Annotated in this window: 12 protein-coding genes; 3 read left to right on the forward strand and 9 right to left on the reverse strand. The window is 67.9% G+C overall.

All coding sequences use genetic code 11. The annotated features are described in order from the left end of the window. The first annotated feature begins 331 nt into the window (after positions 1-331). Positions 332-1,339: a cyclase family protein gene (locus HUW62_RS22950; RefSeq protein ID WP_176435622.1), complete on the forward strand. Its 1,008-nt coding sequence runs from the start codon at positions 332-334 to the stop codon at positions 1,337-1,339. Here the strand turns inward: HUW62_RS22950 and HUW62_RS22955 are convergent. The 3 genes from HUW62_RS22955 to glsA all read right to left on the reverse strand — a co-directional run bounded on the left by HUW62_RS22955 (position 1,258) and on the right by glsA (position 5,072). Then, positions 1,258-2,319 carry a LysR family transcriptional regulator gene (locus HUW62_RS22955; RefSeq protein WP_163870641.1) on the reverse strand — a complete coding sequence of 354 codons (1,062 nt, stop codon included), beginning with the start codon at positions 2,317-2,319 and terminating at the stop codon, positions 1,258-1,260. The two genes, HUW62_RS22950 and HUW62_RS22955, sit on opposite strands and share 82 nt — an antisense overlap. A 68-nt stretch (positions 2,320-2,387) precedes the next feature. Next, the gene (locus tag HUW62_RS22960; RefSeq protein ID WP_163870642.1) at positions 2,388-3,623 is read right to left on the reverse strand and encodes a porin; all 1,236 of its coding nucleotides are present in this window, start codon (positions 3,621-3,623) and stop codon (positions 2,388-2,390) included. Positions 3,624-3,902: 279 nt separating this feature from the next. Further along, on the reverse strand, positions 3,903-5,072 hold the full coding sequence (gene glsA, locus HUW62_RS22965) for a glutaminase A (RefSeq protein ID WP_163870643.1): 1,170 nt from the start codon (positions 5,070-5,072) through the stop codon (positions 3,903-3,905). A 261-nt stretch (positions 5,073-5,333) separates the two neighbouring features. On the opposite strand from glsA, the gene HUW62_RS22970 reads away from it, so the two are divergent. After that, the gene (locus HUW62_RS22970; protein WP_217911493.1) at positions 5,334-8,147 is read left to right on the forward strand and encodes an aminotransferase class I/II-fold pyridoxal phosphate-dependent enzyme; all 2,814 of its coding nucleotides are present in this window, start codon (positions 5,334-5,336) and stop codon (positions 8,145-8,147) included. Between the two features lie 89 nt (positions 8,148-8,236). On the opposite strand, the gene HUW62_RS22975 is transcribed toward HUW62_RS22970, so the two are convergent. Both HUW62_RS22975 and HUW62_RS22980 read right to left on the reverse strand, forming a co-directional pair. Further along, the gene (locus HUW62_RS22975; protein ID WP_176435623.1) at positions 8,237-8,764 is read right to left on the reverse strand and encodes a hypothetical protein; all 528 of its coding nucleotides are present in this window, start codon (positions 8,762-8,764) and stop codon (positions 8,237-8,239) included. After that, positions 8,761-9,624 (reverse strand): GIY-YIG nuclease family protein, encoded by an 864-nt coding sequence (locus HUW62_RS22980; RefSeq protein WP_176435624.1) that lies wholly within the window; start codon positions 9,622-9,624, stop codon positions 8,761-8,763. The genes HUW62_RS22975 and HUW62_RS22980 overlap by 4 nt, the downstream gene beginning before the upstream one ends. A gap of 236 nt (positions 9,625-9,860) precedes the next feature. On the opposite strand from HUW62_RS22980, the gene HUW62_RS22985 reads away from it, so the two are divergent. Further along, a complete protein-coding gene (locus HUW62_RS22985) occupies positions 9,861-10,214 on the forward strand; it encodes a DUF3969 family protein (protein WP_240357123.1) in 354 nt (117 codons plus the stop codon). Positions 10,215-10,223: 9 nt separating this feature from the next. Here the strand turns inward: HUW62_RS22985 and HUW62_RS22990 are convergent, their stop codons facing one another. The 4 genes from HUW62_RS22990 to HUW62_RS23005 all read right to left on the reverse strand — a co-directional run bounded on the left by HUW62_RS22990 (position 10,224) and on the right by HUW62_RS23005 (position 18,782). After that, positions 10,224-13,127, reverse strand: coding sequence for a PAS domain-containing sensor histidine kinase (locus tag HUW62_RS22990; protein WP_176435626.1), 2,904 nt, complete (start codon positions 13,125-13,127; stop codon positions 10,224-10,226). A 78-nt stretch (positions 13,128-13,205) separates the two neighbouring features. Next, positions 13,206-16,859 carry an efflux RND transporter permease subunit gene (locus HUW62_RS22995; protein WP_176435627.1) on the reverse strand — a complete coding sequence of 1,218 codons (3,654 nt, stop codon included), beginning with the start codon at positions 16,857-16,859 and terminating at the stop codon, positions 13,206-13,208. Further along, positions 16,856-17,983: an efflux RND transporter periplasmic adaptor subunit gene (locus HUW62_RS23000; RefSeq protein ID WP_163870648.1), complete on the reverse strand. Its 1,128-nt coding sequence runs from the start codon at positions 17,981-17,983 to the stop codon at positions 16,856-16,858. Before HUW62_RS23000 ends, HUW62_RS22995 begins: the two co-directional genes overlap by 4 nt. A gap of 166 nt (positions 17,984-18,149) precedes the next feature. After that, a complete protein-coding gene (locus HUW62_RS23005; protein WP_163870649.1) occupies positions 18,150-18,782 on the reverse strand; it encodes a hypothetical protein in 633 nt (210 codons plus the stop codon). Positions 18,783-18,904: the final 122 nt, after the last annotated feature.

An 18,904-nucleotide genomic window follows, 5' to 3' on the forward strand; every position in this document is an offset into this window, starting at 1 on the left:
GGGCCCCCCCGCTCAACGGAGCGCACGGTCGTGGTGGGTTGCTCCCGGCCGTGTGGCGATTTCTCACAATGCAGTGGGTGTGCCGCCACACCCGGTCCCAGGGTCATCACCGCCCACGGACACAAGGCGTGGTCTGGAAGGCTACAAATCCCGTCGGCCTGTAGCGCGGAGGGTTACAGCCCGCCCGGCACGTGCGTCGATGACCGTCATCGACGGGCTCGATTGGGCCCTCGCGCCCCCCGTCGCTACGTACGTGGCGCCGCCGCTCCCGCACCGCGAGGAGGGCGAGGCTGCCTTCCCGCCCTCGGGGAGGCCCGCAACGGAGAGCGTCATGTTCCAGAAGTCCATCCAAGTCCTGGTCCTCCTCGCGAGCGTGGGGTTGACCGGTGTCGCGGTCGCCACGCCGCCGCCGAGCACGCCCGTCTCGCGGGGACTGTCGAGCCCCGAGGCCATCCAGACGTGGAAGACGCAACATCGCAACTGGGGACGCTGGGGCCCGGAGGATCAGCTCGGCACCGCGAACCTCATCACTCCGGCCAAGCGCAAGGAGGCCGCGAGGCTGGTGCGCGAGGGCGTGTCCGTCTCACTGGCGCACACGCTGGAGACGCGACAGGCCGCGGACGTCCCGTCACCGCTGGAGCACCAGATGCTCTTCCATGGAGAGGCGCCCGAGTCCACGTACAGCGCGGACCGGCTGGCCCTCGGCTTCCACGGCTGGTCCCACACGCACCTGGACGCGCTCTGCCACGTCTTCGACGAGGGCCGGACGTACAACGGCTACGCGCAGTCGAAGGTCGACGCGAAGGGCTGCTCGGTGCTGTCGGTGAACACGGTGCGCGACGGGCTCACCACGCGCGGGGTGCTCATCGACATGGCGGCGTTCAAGGGCGTGCCCTACCTGGAGCCGGGGACGCCCATCCACGCGGCGGACCTGGAGGCGTGGGAGCGCAAGACGAAGGTGAAGGTGACGAGCGGAGATGCCGTCATCGTCCGCACGGGGCGTTGGGCCCGCCGCGCGGCGGTGGGCGCGTGGGACGTGTCCTCGCACTCACCGGGGCTGCATGTGTCCAGCGTGGAGTGGCTCGCCGCGCGCGGTGTCGCCGTCGTCGCGACGGATGTCGGGCTGGACGTGTTGCCCTCGGGCGTGGAGGGCCTCCTGATTCCCGTGCACCTGCTGCTCATCAACACGCTGGGCGTCCACGTCATCGACAACGCGGACCTGGAGGCCCTGGCGAAGGTGGCCACGGCCCGTGGACGCTACGACTTCCTCCTGAGCATCGCGCCCCTGGCCGTCGAGGGCGGGACGGGCTCGCCCGTCAACCCCATCGCGACCTTCTGACGGGAGCGCTTGGGCGGCGGGGGCGTCCTCGCCGCCACGCGGGTGAATGCTCCGTCCTCGCCGCTCGACGCCGCCGCCTGGAACATCGCCTCGCGCAGCCAGATGTGGCCCGGGTCGGAGTCTCGCGAGGCATGCCAGCGCATCGCGATGCTGTCCGCGCTCAAGGCCAGGGGCGGAGGACTCACGCTCAAGCCAAAGGCCTTCGCGCTCGCCAGGGCCGAGCGCCGGGGAAGCAGGCCGAGCAGCCGAGCGCCGCGCAAGAGGTGCGGCACGCTGAGCGCATGGGTCGTCTGCACGGCCACGCGGCGGCGCAGGCGGAGCCGCGCGAGCGCGTCATCCACCGCGTCGCTGGAATCCGCGCGTCGCGACACGCGGACATGGGGAATGGAGAGGAAATCCTCCAGGGACAGCGGCGTATCCACCCGCACGGCGCTCGGGTCGAACACCACGAGGTATCCCCCGGCGCAGAACAGCCGCAGCTTGTGATGCGGGGCCTGCTCCAGGGGCGGGCCCACCAGCAAGTCGAGCGAGCCGTCATCCAGCATCGCCAGGCCCTGGGCTTCCTGGAGCGGCGAGAGGGAGAGGGTGACGCCGGGCGCCTCCTCGGCGATGAGCGCGAGGAATGGCGGCATCAGCGCGGACTCCAGCCCGTCCGACAGGCTCACGCGGAAGTGGCGCTCCTGCGTGGCGGGGTTGAAGGGGCGCTGGGTGAGCACGCCTTGGAGACACGCGAGCGCGGTGCGCACGGGCTCCGCGAGCGCCTGGGCGTGAGGCGTGGGGGTGATTCCCGTGGGGGCGCGCGTGAAGAGCTCATCGCCGAGCAACTCGCGCAGCCGGGCCAGGTGGTGGCTCATCGCGGGCTGGCCCAGGCCGATGCGGTGGGCGGCCCGGGTGACATGGCGCTCGCGCATGAGGGCGTCGAACGCCACCAGTAGATTCAGGTCCAGCCGCGAGAGCTGCGCGTGGTCGATGGGCTGCATGGCTTCGCGTCTCCTTGCCAGTCGCAGGGATAACGCAAAGCAGGTGTCCATGCCCAGCGTGGGAGGCGCTAGAACGCCAGGTTGAGCTGCAGGGTGATGAGCTGCGAGGTGCCCGCGTCCTTGGCGATGACGACGGAGGCGGCCTCCGCGCCCGCGGCGGTCTGCTGGTGGGCAATCTGGTAGCGCAGCTTGAAGGCCAGGTGCGGCGCGTTGACGAACCAGGCGAGCTGCGCCTCCGCGATGTAGAGCAGGTCATCATCCAGGTCGAAGCTCGGGTTGAGGTAGCTCAGACGCACGCCCGCATCGAGAACCTTCTTGTAGAAGACATAGTCGGCCTGAACCCACGCGCCGAAGCTGGAGAAGTTGCGCGCGGGGGAGTCCCGCGGGTCCATCCGGCTGAGGTACGCCTCGCCGAAGAAGCTGAACCTGCGCGCCTGGATGAAGAGGTCCACGCCGCCGGTGATGAAGCGCCGTTCGCCGGTCCTCAGGATTTGGAAGACGCCGGCCTCCGGGTTGAAGTTCTCCTTCACCTGCATCACGTCGCCCCCCGCGCCCTGCAAGGTGAACGAGACGTTGAGCGGAGGCGGCTCCTTGTCCCCCGACATGATGTAGGGCAGCTCGCCGTAGCCGGGCTTGCCCATGGGGGAGAACGTCGCCCGCGCGTTGAACTGGAACTTGCCGGGCTCGGAGCGGATGGAGCGCAGCGGCGAGCCGCCGTAGATGCCCGCGTAGTACTCCAGGTGCTCCATCGTCCCGAAAATCGTCGCGCCCTTGTCACGGCCGGTCCAGTAGTAGTTGGCGACGGTGGCGAACTCGGGGAAGAGGATCTGCTGCGGTCCCCAGGACTCGTGCCGGCTCAAGGGTGTGTACTGCTGACCCGCGCGGATGCCCACCGCGTCGATGGGTTGGATCTCCACCAGCGAGTCGAGCAGGTACAGCGGTGGGTCCGCCAGCTCCAGCGACGTCCAGAAGCGGATCCACGGCCGGTAGATGTTTCCGCGGAGGATGGGCCGGAGGAACGAGAAGGCCGTGCGCGACTCCGCCTCGCCATCCAGGAAGACAGGCTCGAACTTGTAGCCGGCCTGCAGCCCGATGCCGAGCAGGTAGTTCCCATCCTCCGACTGGAGATGGAAGCCGTTCTTCTCGTCGAAGCCGCCCGTGAGCGTGGGCTTCTTGTCGTCGTCCTTGTCGCCCTTGTCGTCGTCCTTGTCGTCCTTGTCGTCGTCCTGCGCGTGGCCCACGGCCGGCATGAGAAGTCCGCTGCCCATCGCGGCGATGACCGCCGCCACTCGCATCCAACGCATACCCTGCTCCCCCGAACGAGCGCTGCCCGCGTGTGCTCGCACACGGACCCGTGCGGCACTCTGGGCATGCTGAAGTGGGGTGCCAGCCTCCCGGCTCGCGGGCTATCTCGGAGCGGACGCGTGGGACACGTCGGCGATGATTGACGGACAGCGGCCTCGTTCTCGCGGGAGGGAGGCCGTGAATCCGCGGGGGGCTGAAGCCTTGCTTTGGAGCCTGGTCGCGGGCCCCTCCGAACCGGGGTGGAGGGGCCCTTGGTGTGGAGCGGCCGAGGTACCTGTCTACGGCGACGGGGGATTCTTCTGCTTCATGTCGCGCCCCGCGCCGCCGGTGCCCTGCTGGCTGCCCGTGCCAGGAGTGGCGGCGTAGAGATTGTCTCCCAGCGAGTTGACGACCTGGCTGATGGCGCGCTGCGAGCGCACGCTGTTGCCCGCCTTGTCGAGCGGCGGAGAGAAGGCGGCGATGGCATAGCGACCGGGCACGACGGCGACGATGCCACCGCCCACGCCGCTCTTGGCGGGGACGCCCGCCTGATAAAGCCACTCGCCCGTGTTCTCGTAGAGGCCGTTGGTCGCCATCAGCGCGAGCGTGCGGCGCGCCGTATCCGGGCTGATGACCTTCTTGCCGGTGATGGGATTGACGCCGCCGTTGGCCAGCGTGGCGCCCATGGTGGCCAGCTGCGTGGCCGTGACGCTGACCGAGCACTGGCGCGTGTAGAGGTCGAGCGCCTGTTCCCGGGGGGAGCCCAGCACCTTGTAGGAGTCCAGCAGCGCGGAGATGGACTGGTTGCGCGTGTTGGTCGCCGTCTCCGACTTGTAGACCTCTTCATTCACCGGGAGGTCCGCGCCCGCGAAGTCGTTGAAGTTGTCGCTGATCTTCTTCCAGCGGTCCTCGGACGAAGCCGCCGGAATCATGCTCACCGAGGTGATGGCGCCCGCGTTGACCAGCGGATTGCCGGCGCGGTGGTCCTTGTTCATCTCAATCGCGACGATGGAGTTGAAGGGTTGCCCGGTGGCATCCACGCCAATCTTGTCCTCGACCCGCTTGGCGCCCACCTCTTCCATCAGCCGCGCCAGGGTGAAGGGCTTGGAGAGGGATTCGATGGGGAAGGTGGAGGTGGCGTCGCCCACCGTGTAGACCTTCCCCTCCACCGTGACGAGCGCGAGCCCGAAGAGGTTGGGGTTCACCGTGGCGAGGTACGGGATGTAGTCCGCGTTCTTGCCTTCCTTGGTGCCGCGGAATGCCTGGTGGGCTTTCTGGAGCGCCTGTTGAATCTCCGTCTCCGTGGGCATGGCCTCGTCTCCCGGGGAGGGGCGAGCGGCCGAGGTCGCGGCGGTCGACGGCTTCGTGGCCGTCTTGGGGCTCGCGCCGAATGCGAGGCCGGGGCCAGCGAGTGCCAGGAGCCACGTGGAGAGCAACCAGCTTCTGCGACCATGGCGTGCGAGCTTCATGTCATCTCCTCCCAAGGACGAGGGCGCTCACGAGCGGACACAAGGCGCCCGGCTTCGGTGGTTGAGGAGTGAGGACTCGGAGGCTCCGTTGCAATGACGAGGGCGCCCGAGCAGGAGAGCCCCCGCGCCCATGAAGCCATGCATGGGGATGCGGCCCCTCCCCGCCGTGCAGGCTTGGCCGTGGAAGTGTGACGGCTACCTTGTCCGACGTCGTGTCGCACGGCGCTCCGCCAGTGCTCGTCGACGAAAGGGTGGAGAGCCATGGCGGAGCCCATGACCTCGCTGGAGTCCAGTGTCCAAGCACATCTGCTGTCCGCGGTCTTGAATCCGGAGCAGGTCCGTCTGGACGTGTGGAACCGGCTGCGGGAGGAGATGAGCCGGCTGGAGGCGCGTCATGCGGAGGGGAAGGTCACGCCCGAGCACGTGGAGCAGTTGCTGTCGCTCTTCGCGGAGGTGCACCCCATTGAACGGCTCTTCGTATTTCCGGGCGAGGCGCGGCTGCTGCGCCTGGCGGAGATGGCTCGCCGGCACGACGTGGAGGCGCTGGCCGACGAGGTGCGCCGCCTGGCGGGGCTGTTGAGTCTGCACAGGGACCGCGCCTGTCTGCTGCCGGAAGTGGATGGCGTGCGCTCTGGGGCGATGGGGGAGGTGGGGCCGGAGGGCTCGCACTACTTCACCACGCTGGTGGTGGATGACATGGCGCCGGAGGACTTCGCGCGGGTCCATCAAGGGATGGTGGAGGCGCAGCGCGGGGAGAAGCAGTTCATCTACGAGCTGCTCCAGGTCCGCTCGGTGGAGGACGCGCTGGTGGCGGTGCTCGTCAATGACGACGTGCAGGTCTGCGTGGTGCGGCAGGACCTGCCGCTGCGCTCGCGCTCGCCGGTGAAGCAGCTGCGCTCCACGTTGGAGCCCATGCTCGCGGAGGCGGAGCAGCGGGGCGAGGCGGCGAGCGTCGTGGTGGCGCGCTGGGTGCGGAGGCTGCGCCCGCATCTCAATCTCTATCTCGTCACGGACGAGTCGCTGGTGGGGCGGGAGTTGCAAACCGATCGCCTCTTCGACCGCGTCTTCTACCGGTACGAGTCCGCGCACGAGCTGAACGTCACCGTGGTGGATGGCGTGCGTGAGCGGTACCGGACGCCGTTCTTCGATGCGCTCAAACACTATGCCTCGCGGCCCATCGGCAACTTCCACGCGCTGCCGATTGCGCGGGGCCACTCCGTCTTCAACTCGCGCTGGCTGCGGGACATGGGGGAGTTCTACGGCCCCAACCTCTTCATGGCGGAGTCGTCTTCCACGGCGGGTGGGTTGGACTCGCTGCTGGAGCCGACGGGCTCCATCAAGGAAGCGCAGGAGAAGGCGGCGCGGACGTTCGGCGCGCAGCGCACCTTCTTCATCACCAACGGCACGTCGACGGCGAACAAGATCGTCCACCAGACGTTGCTGGAGCCGGGCGACGTGGTGCTCATCGACCGCAACTGCCACAAGTCCCACCACTACGGGCTGGTGCTGGCGGGGGCGCATCCGGTGTACCTGGATGCGTATCCGGTGCGCGAGTACGCGATGTACGGCGGCGTGGCGCTCAGCACGCTGAAGGCGAAGCTGCTGGAGCTGAAGTCGGCGGGGCGGTTGGACAAGGTGAAGCTGGTGGTGCTGACCAACTGCACGTTCGACGGGCTCGTGTATCACCCGGAGCGGGTGATGGAGGAACTGCTGGCCATCAAGCCGGACCTGTCGTTCCTCTGGGATGAGGCGTGGTTCGCGTACGCCACGTTCATGCCGTTGGCTCGGCAGCGCACGGCGATGACGGCGGCGAAGCGGCTGGCGGAGCGGCTGCGCAGCCGGGAATACCGCGAGGAGTACCGCGCGTGGCGGGCGCGCCGGGGGGATGCGGACCCGGCGTCGGGAGGGCGAGCGCTCGAGGACCGGTTGATGGCGGACCCGGACAAGGTGCGGGTGCGGGTGTATTCGACGCAGTCCACGCACAAGTCGCTGTCGGCGTTCCGGCAGGGGTCCATGTTGCATGTCTGGGACGAGGATTTCGAGCGGCGCGCGGCGGCGCCGCTCACGGAGGCGTACTTCACGCACCTCACCACGTCTCCGAACCATCAAATCGTGGCGTCGTTGGACCTGGCGCGGCGGCAGGTGGACCTGGAGGGCTTCGCGATGGTGAAGGAGGCGTACCAGCTCGCGATGCGGATGCGGGAGCGCGTGCGGGAAGACCCGTTGCTGCACCGTTATTTGCGAATCCTGGACGCGGAGCAGATGGTTCCGGAGGTCTTCCGCAAATCGGGGCTGAATCGCTACGTGGGGCCGGGCTCGGCGGGGGTGGACGACATGACGCGGGCGTGGAGCCAGGACGAGTTCGTGCTGGACCCGACGCGTCTGACGCTCTTCACGGCGCTGACGGGGCGCAACGGCTTCGAGTTCCGGAGCAAGGTGCTGATGGAGCGTCTGGGCATCCAGGTGAACCACACGTCCATCAACACGGTGTTGATGAACGCGACGATTGGCGTCACGTGGGGTTCGCTGTCGTTCCTGTTGGATGGGCTGCGGCACGAGGTGGAGCGGCTGGAGTCGATGCTGTCGCAGGCGACGGAGGCGGAGCGGCGGCTGTTCGATGGGAAGGTGCGGGCCATCACCGAGGAGCTGCCGCCGCTGCCGGACTTCAGTGGCTTCCATCCCGCGTTCCAGCCGTCGGGGGGAGTGGGGGAGGGTGATATCCGGAGCGCGTTCTTCATGGCCTACCGCGAGGAGAACTGCGAGTACGTGACGTTGGCGGAAGCAGGCAAGGCGCTGGAGTCAGGGCGTCCGCTGGTGTCCACGCGTTTCGTGGTGCCGTATCCGCCAGGGTTCCCCATCCTGGTACCGGGGCAGGAGGTGAGTCCCGGCATCGTGGAGTTCATGAGGAAGCTCGACGTGAAGGAGGTGCACGGCTACAGGCCGGAGCTGGGCTTGAGCATCTTCACGGAGTCGACGCTGGAGCGCGCGGCGAGCCAGGGCTCGCGTGAGGTGCCAGAGCCGAGGACGCGTGGACAGCGGCCGGCGAGCAACGGCCCCGTGCCTGCGCCGCACTGAGTTGCTGGCACTGACTTCGCGCGGGGGCCCCATTGAGGGAGCCCTTCGTTCGGTGTGCGGCCAGTCCTGGTTGTGACCCGTCCTTGTTCTCACTTCGGAGGCACTCCAAACAGCCAATCCGACAGCGCTGTGGTGGTGGCAAGTTCTGTGAAGTATCGCTGCGGAATGACACGGATGCTCGGCCGCTCCGTCTTGACTCCCTCGGCATTGCTCTTTGTGTGTGTCGCGACGAGGAACTCGCTCAGGTCGGGCAGCGGTTGACGTGGACCGCCGCCCATCACGCGAAAGCGCAGCCGGATGCGCTGATCTGCTCTCTCCTCGATGATTACCCACACCACACAGCCGCAAGTGTGTGCTGCGAGGTCAATGTGAACTTTTTGTTCACGTGTGCTGCCGCCCTCGACGCTGCTCTTGAGCTGCACGTGGCGCAGGACGCCACCACACTCCAGCACCAGGTCATAGCCTGCGGCGTCCACGTCGGCCCGCAGTACATCGATGCGCTGACGACGGCGCAGCCATCCATCCTGGAGGAGTTCTGAGAGGAACACGTACTCGACGAGCTGCTCCCGGTAGGTCGACAACGAAGGCGAACGCAGGATATCTATGGGCGAATTCATGGGGCTCGACGTTCCGTGAAGAGGCCCGCTTGCCAAGCGCGGTTGATCTCCTTCCTGGAGCACTGGACGCGCTCTCCCTCGGTACGGAACCGCTCGAGGGACTTCAGGACGACCTGCTCCATGGTGAAGGCGTCGGCGCTGGAAGCCCAGGCGTGCGTAAAGACAATCTGCCAGCACTCCCCGATGGCTTCACTCGGCACGTGGGTATTCACCTCGCGCAGGCGCTGCTTCGGGTCGACAGTGTGGCCAATCTTCCAGACATCCCGCTTGCCGAACTGAAGGCAGTAGGTGAACGCGCGTTGCTCCGCGACACGCTCCACGGAGAAGGTTGCCGACGTCGGTGTGGGACCCCTGGTGGGCGTTCTGCGGGGGAGCGCGTCGACGATAGCGCGGTACCGCTTGACCACTGGCGGGAGATCCACCGGCTCGGATATCAGCCGGCCGATGGCCTTCGTCTCGTCGTCGTCCAGCAGGACGGCCTGCGAGGTCGCGTTATAGGGAAGCTGGTGGCCCAGTGTGTCCATCGTCTCAGGAAGGGTCGGGAACCTCCACGCTTTCGTCATTGGCAATGCATAAGGCCACCTCACCCGGCCGGTCTCGTCGAGATCGTGGAGCGAAATGTGCTCGCGCTGAACGAGCAACTCGGTACGCACAATCTGCCGGCCGAATTCGGCCATACCCAGAATCCGACCCCTGTTTTGGGGTTCGACCCGCTCCTGGTCGAGCGTGGCCGCGAAGGCGATCCGGTCACCAGACATGGACCTCGCCAAGAGGCTGTTGAGGTCGCCCTCCCGTCCGAAGACCACGACGGGCCAGGTCCAAGGATCAAATCCCCAAACTCGAGTCGCGAAGACTTTCATCGCTTATCCCTCGCTACGGGTGGATTGTACCCGCTAGCCCAACCTACCCTGCGGCGTCCAACCGAAGCGAGGCCCGTGCCACGGAGTGCTCCGCGCAAGATGATGGCGGGGGTAACTCCAGTGTCACTCCACTACTTTGAAAGCGCGTCAGGGAAGGTGTTCAACTTCAAGATGAAGCCCGGTTGGAGCAATCAATGAGTGAGTCCTCGTCAACCCGCGGGGCTTCGCTGGAGGACGTGTCGCTGCGCGCGGAAGGCGGCGATGATGCGCAGCGACTGGTGGCGATTTCGGCCCTGGGTATGTGTCGCGCGTTGAATTCGGGTGCGGTCACCGCGGCCTATGCCTGTCGTCAGCTCTTCGGCCCCGCGCTCCTGGCCCGGCTGGAGACTCCCGGTGTCCATCCGGAGCTCCGCCACGCCATCCACCTGGCGACCGAACTCGAGGACGTCGCCGACCTCGTGCCCGACAAGATGCGCTCCTCCATCACTGAGATTGAGGACAAACTGCTGGCCGTGCTGTCGAGCCTCGCCTCCGCCGAAGTCACAGCCGAAAAGTGGCTCGTGAAGCGGACCGTGCCCGCGCCGCACTGAGCCGCTGGCTCAGGCGTGCCGTGTGAGCGAGGTGTCCGCTCGTTTCACGGCGGGGAGCGAGAAGTAGAACGTCGTGCCGAGGCCCGGGTGGCTCTCCACCCAGACGTGGCCCCCATGGGCCTCGGTGATTCCCCTCACGATGGTGAGCCCCAGTCCCGCGCCGTCCTTGTGCCGGCTCCCCGCCTGCCAGAAGGGCTCGAAGAGGTGGGGCAGGTCCTCGGCCGGGATTCCCGAGCCGGTGTCCTTCACCGAGCACCGCACCATGTCCCCCCACGGCTCCGCGCACAGCGTGACAATCCCTCCCATGGGGGTGAACTTGAGTGCATTGCCAATCAGGTTCGAGAAGAGCTGCAGCACCCGATCACGGTCGACGAACATGGGCGGAACGTCGGGCGCGAGTTCAACCTGGAGGTGGACGGAACGCGCGTCCGCGAGCGCGCGGTGCTGATCCAACGCCTCCTGGAACAAGGTCTCCGTCGACTCCGGCCGTCGGTCCACCCTGAGCCCGCCACCCTGCATCCGCGCCACGTCCAGCAGGTCCTCGATGAGCGTGGTGGCACGGATGACCGCCTTCTGGATGGAGTTCAGTGGCCGGGAGTCCGAGGCCCGCTCCGCGGGCGAGCGCTTCATCAACGTCCCCGCGCTCAACGCGATGACGTTCAGCGGCGAGCGGAGGTCATGCGCCACGATTCGCAGCACCTCGTCCCGCAGATGCGTGGCCTCCTCGGACTGGGCATGCAGGCTGGCGTTGTCGATGGCGAGCGCGGCACGGCGCGCCACCTCCTCCACCAGCGCCAGGTCCCTGGGCCCGTAGTGACGCCCCGACTCGGACGTGGCCAGCGCGACGACGCCGAGCATGTGCCCCCGCGCGCTCAGCGGGACGACGATGCACGACTGCGGCGCCAGCCGCGTCAACATGTCCAGGTGCCGTGGCTCCTCCGCCGTGGTCTCCAGCAAGCTCAATGGCACCTCTTCCAACAGGAGGGACTGACCCGTCTGGAAGACCTCCGCGAGGCCGTTCCCGCGCCGGAAGGCCGCCTGGGGATACATGTCGAACAGCGCCTCCAGGAGCCTCGACTTCTCCGGCGAGGCCGCCAGGCACTCCCTGCGCAGGACGCGCCCGCTCTCGTCGAGCATGGCGATGAGGCAGAGGTCCCCGAGCGCCGGAACGATGAGCCGCGACACCGTGGAGAGCGTCGTCCGCGGGTCCAGCGAGCTGGCCAGCCGGGGGCCGGCCTCCGCGAGCAACAACCAGTCGCTCTCCAGCCGCTTGCGCTCGGAGATGTCTTGAATCTGCGAGATGAAATGGAGCGGCCTGCCCCAGGAGTCGTGGACGAGCGAGGCCGTCAGCAGGACGTCGACCAGGGAGCCCTGCTTGTGGATGTAGCGCTTCTCCAACTGGTAGGTCGCCTGTTCCCCGTCGAGCAACCGCTTCACCTCGAGCAGGTCCTTCTCCAAATCCTCGGGATGGGTGAGGTCCTGGAACGACAGCGCTCCCAAGGCCTCGCGCGAATATCCGAGCATGTGGCACAGCGCTCCATTCACGTTCAAGAACTGCCCCTCCAGCCCCACCAGGGCCATGCCGATGGGCGCGTGCTCGAAGGCGGTGCGGAACAGCTCCTCGCGATTCCGCCGGGCCTCCTCCTCGCGCTCGCGAGCACTGATGTCCCGGAGGATGACCACGCGCTGCCAGGTCCCCTCCACCCAGACGTCGGCGAGGGTGGCCTCCGCCGAGAACACCTCACCCCCCTTGCGAAGCCCGAGCAGCCGACGGTGTTCCTCGCGGGTGCCCATGCTCGTGCCCAGCGGCTCCTTCAGGAGAAGGCTCATGGGCTGCCCCAGGGCTTCGTCCGAGGCGTAGCCGAAGATCTGCTCCGCGCCGGTGTTGAAGAGGGTGATGTGCTGGCGCGCGTCGATGGTGATGATGGCGTCGGCCGCGTTGTTGACGATGCCGGAGAAGCGGGCCTCCGAGTCGCGCAGGGAGCGCTCCACCTCGCGTTGGCTCGCGTCCAGCCGTGACAGGGCATGGGCGTTGCGCGCCAGGATGGCCAGGAACGCGACCACCGTGACGAGCGCGAACACGGAGGTCCCGAAGGGAGCGTCGCGAAACCCCAGCCGCTCGCTGAGCAAACGAAGCCCCCAGACGACCAGCGGGATGAGGATGGTCGCCGGCAGCAACCTGCGCGCCATGAGCCCACCCGCATCGTTCCGCAGCAGCACGCCCACCAGTCCGCGCCTGGGATGGACGCAGAGCACGCCGAGCGACAGCACCAGGCACACCAGCGCCGTGTGCAGGGCCATGGGCTGATAGGGCCCGAACGTCGCGAGCCCTGGCGGAGGTGCGCGGGGGGCTTCTTCCAGGTACGCGTAGCCGATGAGCGCCTGCGCGGCGATGACGGAGACGAACAGCGCCAGGAGTCGGGCGGGGTGTCCTCCCCTGCGTGTCCTGATGTGAAGCAGCAGCAAGGCCAGCCCCAGGAAGCACAGGCTCAACGCCGTCAGGGGAGACGGACGGCCTGGCAGGTCCGGCGCCATCCTGAGCACTGTCCGTTCGAAGAAGAGCAGGTCGAGGCCCAGGTCCTCGCGCGCCAGGTACTCGAAGAGAATCAGTCCACCGACGAGGAGGACGAGCAGCGCCAGGGCTTGTCCGGCCAGCCGCCTGCGTGGGCTCATCGGCTGTTTGTGCAAGAGCCAGAGCGACACGCTCGTGGCGAGCAGGCCCATCGCGGTGATGGGCATCATCGGCCCGGCACCCGGTAGGTCGAGCACGCGGGTGAGCCGCACGCTGCCGAGCGCCCAGCCAACGAGTGCGGCGGTCGTCACCAGGACGGCCAGCAGACACACGGCGGGAACCAGCCAGTCGAGCACCTTTTCGAGTGGGCGCAGGGTGGCACTGGAGCGTGCGGCCGTCATGGGGGCTTCCATCCAGGAAACTGGAGACCCCCTCCGATGAGGGCCAGGGGCACGTCCCCGTTCAATCCACCGCCTGTCTCACCGAGTGCTCGCCTCGGGAGGCTTCTCCTGGGGGTGAGCGTCCCAGCGAATCCAGCGCAGGTCCCTCACGAAGAGGGTGTAGAGCACCGGGACGAGCAGCAGCGTCAACACCGTGGCCACGGTGAGTCCGCCAATCTGCGCGTAGCACAGGGGTTGCCACAGCGGCCCGCCATGCAGCGCGAGCGGGATGAGCCCCAGCACGGTGGCTGCCACCGTCACCAACACGGGCCGCAGCCGGTGCACGCCGGCATCGAGCAGCGACTCGCGCAGGGACTCGCCGCGCTCGTGCGCCTCTTCGATGTAGTCGAAGAGGACGATGATGTGACTGACGATGACGCCCATCAGGCTGATGATGCCCAGGAAGGCCATGAAGCTGAACGGCGCGCCCATGATGACCAGCGAGACGAGCGCCGCCGCCGCGCCGAAGGGCAGGGCCGCGAAGACGACCAGCGGCTTGACGGCGTTCTTGAACTGGATGACGAGCATTACGTAGATGGCGACGATGAGCATGCCCAGCACGACGACCATGCTGGCGAAGCTCTTCTTCTGCTCCTCGGCCTCGCCGCCAATCTCCAGCGTGTAGCCGATGGGCAGGCTCTTCTGGAGCGCGTCGAGTCCGGGGCGCGCCTCCTTCATCACCTCCGACGGGAGGACCCCCGGCTGGGGGAAGGTCGCGACGGTGATGGTGCGGAACTGGTTGCGGCGTCGGATCTTCTCCGTCTGGAGCGAGTAGGTGACGCGGGACACCTGTCGCAGCGGTACCTTCTGGGGCCCGGTGCGAGAGCTGACGTAGAGGTTCTCGATGTCGCCGAGCCGGGCGCGCTCCTCCGCGCGGAGCCGGGCCACGATGTCGATTTGATGGATTCCCTCGCGAAGCTGGCCCACCGTCATGCCATTCATGGCGACGGCGGAGGACGTGGCGACGTCCAGGTTGGTGACGCCAGCGAGGTTGGCGCGGTCCGGGTCCACCTCCAGCTTCACGGAGAACGTGTCGCTGCCCCAGTCATCCCGCGTGCGCGCCGTCCCGGGGACCGCGCGGAAGATGGCCTTGGCGCGCTCGGCGATGGCTCGGAGCTGGGAGATGTCCTCGCCGGAGATGCGGATGGACACGGGGATGCCCACCGGCTTGCCCGTCTCCAGCTCGCGCACGTCGATGCGCGCCCCCGCGATTCGCCGGGACAAGGCCTCCTGGAAGCGCGGCACCAGCAGGCGGGTGTCTTCCTTGTTGCGAACCTGGACAACGAGCTGCGCGTAGTTGAATTGCTGGAGCTCCGGCGCCACGGAGAACCAGAAGCGCGGGCCGCCTCCTCCAATGAACTCCGTCACCGATTCGAGAATCTCGTGGGGCCTGCCGCCGTCCTTCGCGTGCACCTCGCCGTAGTCCGCCGCCACCTCCTGGAGGATGCGCGTGGCTTCGCGGGCCGTGTCTCGCGTCGCGGTGAGGGTGGCGTCCTCGGGCAGCCAGACGTCCACATAGGACAGATAGGACAAGTCCTTGGGGAAGAAGGCGGATCTGACGCGGGTGCCCACCAGCGCCCCCGCGACGAGGATGACCAGCGAGACGCCGACGACGAGGAGCCGGTGGTCGATGGCCCAGCCGACGACCTGTTGGTAGCGCCGGGCGAAGCTCCGCGGGCTCTGCTGTTCAATGGGCACCTCCGCGTGCTCGGGCGCGCGGAGGATGGTGGAGCCCAACAGAGGGATGAACGTCATGGAGACGATGCGGGAGGCCACCAGGGACAGGGTGAGGACGATGGGCAGCGTGCGGATGAACCGGCCGGTGTCCCCGGGCAGCGAGAGGAAGGGCAGGTAGGCGGCGATGTTGGTGAGGGTGGCGAAGAGGATGGCGGTGGCCAGCTTCGTCGGCCCGAGCCACGCGGCGATGCGCGGCTTCCAGCCCATGGCCAGCGAGCGTTTGATGGCGTCGCTCGCGACGACAGGGTCGTCCACCAGCAGGCCCAGCGCGATGATGAGCGACGCGATGGAGATCTGCTGGAGGTCCACGCCGAACACGTGCATCAACCCGAAGGTCATCGCCAGGGTGATGGGAATCGACAGGGCCAGGAGCAGGGCGGTGCGCCACTCCCAGAAGCCGATGAGCGCGACGAGGACGACGAGGATGATGGCCTCGTAGAGCGACGACATGAACAGGTCGACGTTCTCCTTCACCTGGAGCGGCTGGTCCGACGTGCGGCGGATGACGAGGTCCTCGGGGAGCAGCCGCTTGACGTGGGCCAGCTCCGCGTCGACCGCCTTTCCGAAGGAGTCGATCTGCTCTCCGGGCCGCATGTTGACGGCCAGGGTGATGGCGCGGTTTCGGACGAAGTGGCCCTGGGCGTTGCGTGCATCCAGGTAGTTCAGGAAGCGGGGCGGACTCTGGTAGTCGCGGCGCACGTCCACCAGGTCGCGCAGATACACCGGCGTGCCGCCGCTGGGCGTGGCGAGGATGTCACCCAGTTGCGTCTCGCTGGTGAGCTCGCCGGACGGGTCGATGGTGACGCTCTTGCCGCCAATCTCCAGGATTCCGCCGGGCGCGGTGATGTTGCGCGCGGAGATGAGGTTGGCCAGCCCCGACTGGTTGACGCCGTAGGAGGCGAGGCGCTCCTGGGAGTACTCGAGATAGATCTTCTCCGGCAGGACTCCGGTGCGGGTCACCTTGGAGACGACGGGCAGGCGCTGGAGGTGCCGCTGGAGGGTGTCGGTGAAGTCGTCGAGCTGCCGGTGGCTGTAGCGGTCCCCGGCGTTCTCCGTCAGGCGCGCCAGCGCATCCTTGGGCGAGCGCACGACGATGGGCCGCCACACGTCGGGATGCAGCTCGGAGAGGCTCAGGTGGTCCTGGGCGAACGCGCGCAGGTGTGCCAGCAGCTCGGCGTCGTCCAGTGACGTGGCCATGTCCACGCCGATGAAGCCGGGGCTCTGGATGAGCCGGGCGTCGTCCGTCTCGGCCAGGGTGTCGAAGAACTGGCGCGCCTGGTCTCCCAGCCGCTGCATGGATGTCGCGTTGATGGCGGGGGGGAAGCTCACGACCACCGTCGCGCGGGAGTCATGGGACTTCGCGGAGGCGCGGACGTCCTCGATGGCGCGGGCGATGGCGCGAGCGCGCAGCTCCAGCTCCACGTCGTTCGCCTGCGGACTGGCCACCGTGAGCATCAGCGTGGCGGTGTCTCCGAAGTCCTTCAGGAACTGCACGGGGCCTGCACCCGAGGGCAGGTCTCGAATGGTGTCGAGCCGCCCCTGGATGTCGTCGAACTCCTTGGCCCGGTCCGTCACGTCCTCCTTCAGCGTGACGTAGACGACGGACAGGCTGGTGCGACTGATGGATTCAATCTTCTCGACGCTGGCGTTCTCGGAGATCTTCTGTTCGATGCGGCGGGTGACGAGCTGTTCAATCTTCTCCGCCTCGGCCCCGGGCCACAGGCAGGTGGCCACGGCGACACGCACGGCGATGACGGGGTCCTTCGCCTTGGGCATCTTGAAGTATCCGTAGACGCCCCACGCGAGGGTGAAGGCGAGGAAGACCCACGCCACCTGGCGCTTCTCCGTGAAGTAGCGCGCGGTGTTGTGCTTGTGGCGCACCAGGGCTTCGTCGCGCGCCCGCTCCGCCTGCTCGGGATTCGGAGGCGGGCCGGACTCGTCAGTGGGAGCGCTCAAGGAATCACCTCGACCGCTTCGCCGTCGGACAGGAGGCTGGCTCCGGTGACGACGATGCGCTCACCGGCCTGGAGCCCCTGCTTCACGGGGATGACGTTGCCCAGGTATTCGCCGAGCGTCACCTCGCGGGCATGCACCAACGCCTTGCCGTCCTGGTCCTGGAGGATGAACACGGCGAAGCCGTCGGGTTTGCCGGGGGCGCGGACGATGGCGGACAGCGGCACGAGCAGCTCGGGCTGGAGCCGGGCGGAGCCTCCGTCGCGCAGTGACAGCGCGGCCACCATGCCGGGCTTGAGCCGCTGGTCAGCGTTGGGGATGGAGACCTCCACGGCGAAGACGCGACTCTTCGGGTCCGCGGACGGAGCGATGCGGGAGATGCGTCCCTCGAACTGCTGACCGGGAAAGGCCTGGGTGATGACGGCCTGAGGAGCGCCGAGTCGGACGCTGGGCAGCAGCGTGTCAGGTACGCCGAACACCACGCGCACGCTCTGCGTCTCCGCGACGGAGAATGCGACGGTGCCGGGCGCGGCCAGGGCGCCGACCTCCACCGCGCGCTTGAGCACCACGCCCGTCAATGGCGAGCGCAATTGCGTGTCATCGAGCGCGGTGCGGGCCTCCTCCACGCGCGCCCGGGCAACGGCGGCGGCTCCGGCGGCGCTGTCCCGCTGCGTGCGCGCGGCATCGAGCTGCGCGGGAGTCTGGACCTCGGCGGTGACGAGCTTCGTCGTGCGGTCGAAGTTGATCTGCGCCTGCTCCTCGGCGGCGCGGGCCTGGGCGAGCGCCGCGCGGGCCTCGGTGAGCTTCTGCGAGTAGTCCGTCTTGCGCAGCGCCGCCAGCTCCATGCCCTCGCGGACGTTGTCGCCCTCCTGGAGGATGCGGGGGCGGCCGTCGACATCCCGCACCTTGGCGATGGACTCCACGTAGCCGCCGACCTTGAAGGCCAGGTCCACGCGGGTCGCGGGCTGAATCTCGGCGGAGAAGCGCGCGTCAGCGGTCGTCCCGGAGCGGCCCACGGTGGCGATGCGCACGGCGGTGGGCGGCGCGGCGGGAGGGGTACTCTGTCCGCACGCGAGCCCGAGCAGGGCCCACCCCATGAGAGTGAAGGCCTGGAACGACGTCCTCATGGCGCGGGCTCCTGCGATTCGGCAAGCGTGTTGCGTGAAGGACAGCCCCGGAGGATTGGGGCCATCCCGTGGGAGACCTCACCACGGTGAAGAGACGACTCGGGTGTGGGCACGGTGTGGCGGGCGTCGCGTGTCACGCGCTCGACAGGGAAATCGAAGGGGATGCTCAGAGGACGACGAGCAGTCCCAGCGAGGCCGTCGGGTAGACCTGCCGCAGCGTCAGCTCGCCTCCGGTGACGCGCAGCTCGCGGGTGTCCGTGAAGGTGAACCCCGGTCCACCGCGCGCCGTCAGTCCCAGTCGCCCGGACCCCGGCCGCCACATGACGCCCACCGCAGGCTCCAGGAACGCCGTGGTGCTGGCGCCTTGAGACGGGCCCTTGCCGGAGCGCGCGACGAACTCCTCGAAGCCCGCCGTCAGCCCGACGAAGGGCCGCAGCGTTCCATTCGCGAGCTTCACCACCGTGTAGCGCGCGTCGGCGCCCACCGCGTAGTTGAGCTTCACCTCGCCCAGCTCCGCCCCATCGAAGCGCGTCCTCACGCCCACGGTGTTGCCCCACTGTCCCGCGCGCGTCATCAGGCCGAAGGAGAAGGGCCCGTCGAACGACGGCGAGATATCCAGGCGGACGCCGTACATGGACGCATCCAGCGCGGGCGGCTGAATCTCCAACAGCACCGCTCCTCGCCGCTCCCGCTCTCGCGGCGGAATCGTCTCCCCGGCGTCATCCGCCAGGGCCGGCGCCCCCAGCAATGCCACCAACGCCAGGACCACCTTCAGGGCTCCTCGTGACTGGACTCGCATCGTGCTCTCCATTTAGTCGTTCGACTAATTTAGTTACACGACTAACTAAGGCGGGGCCTGAGTGATGTCAAGGCGACCGGGCAGCCGGGGTGGGGCGCGCTTGCGGGTGGGTGTCTGGCGTC

It is taken from the genome of Myxococcus sp. AM011 (assembly GCF_013372595.1).
GTDB lineage: Bacteria > Myxococcota > Myxococcia > Myxococcales > Myxococcaceae > Myxococcus > Myxococcus eversor.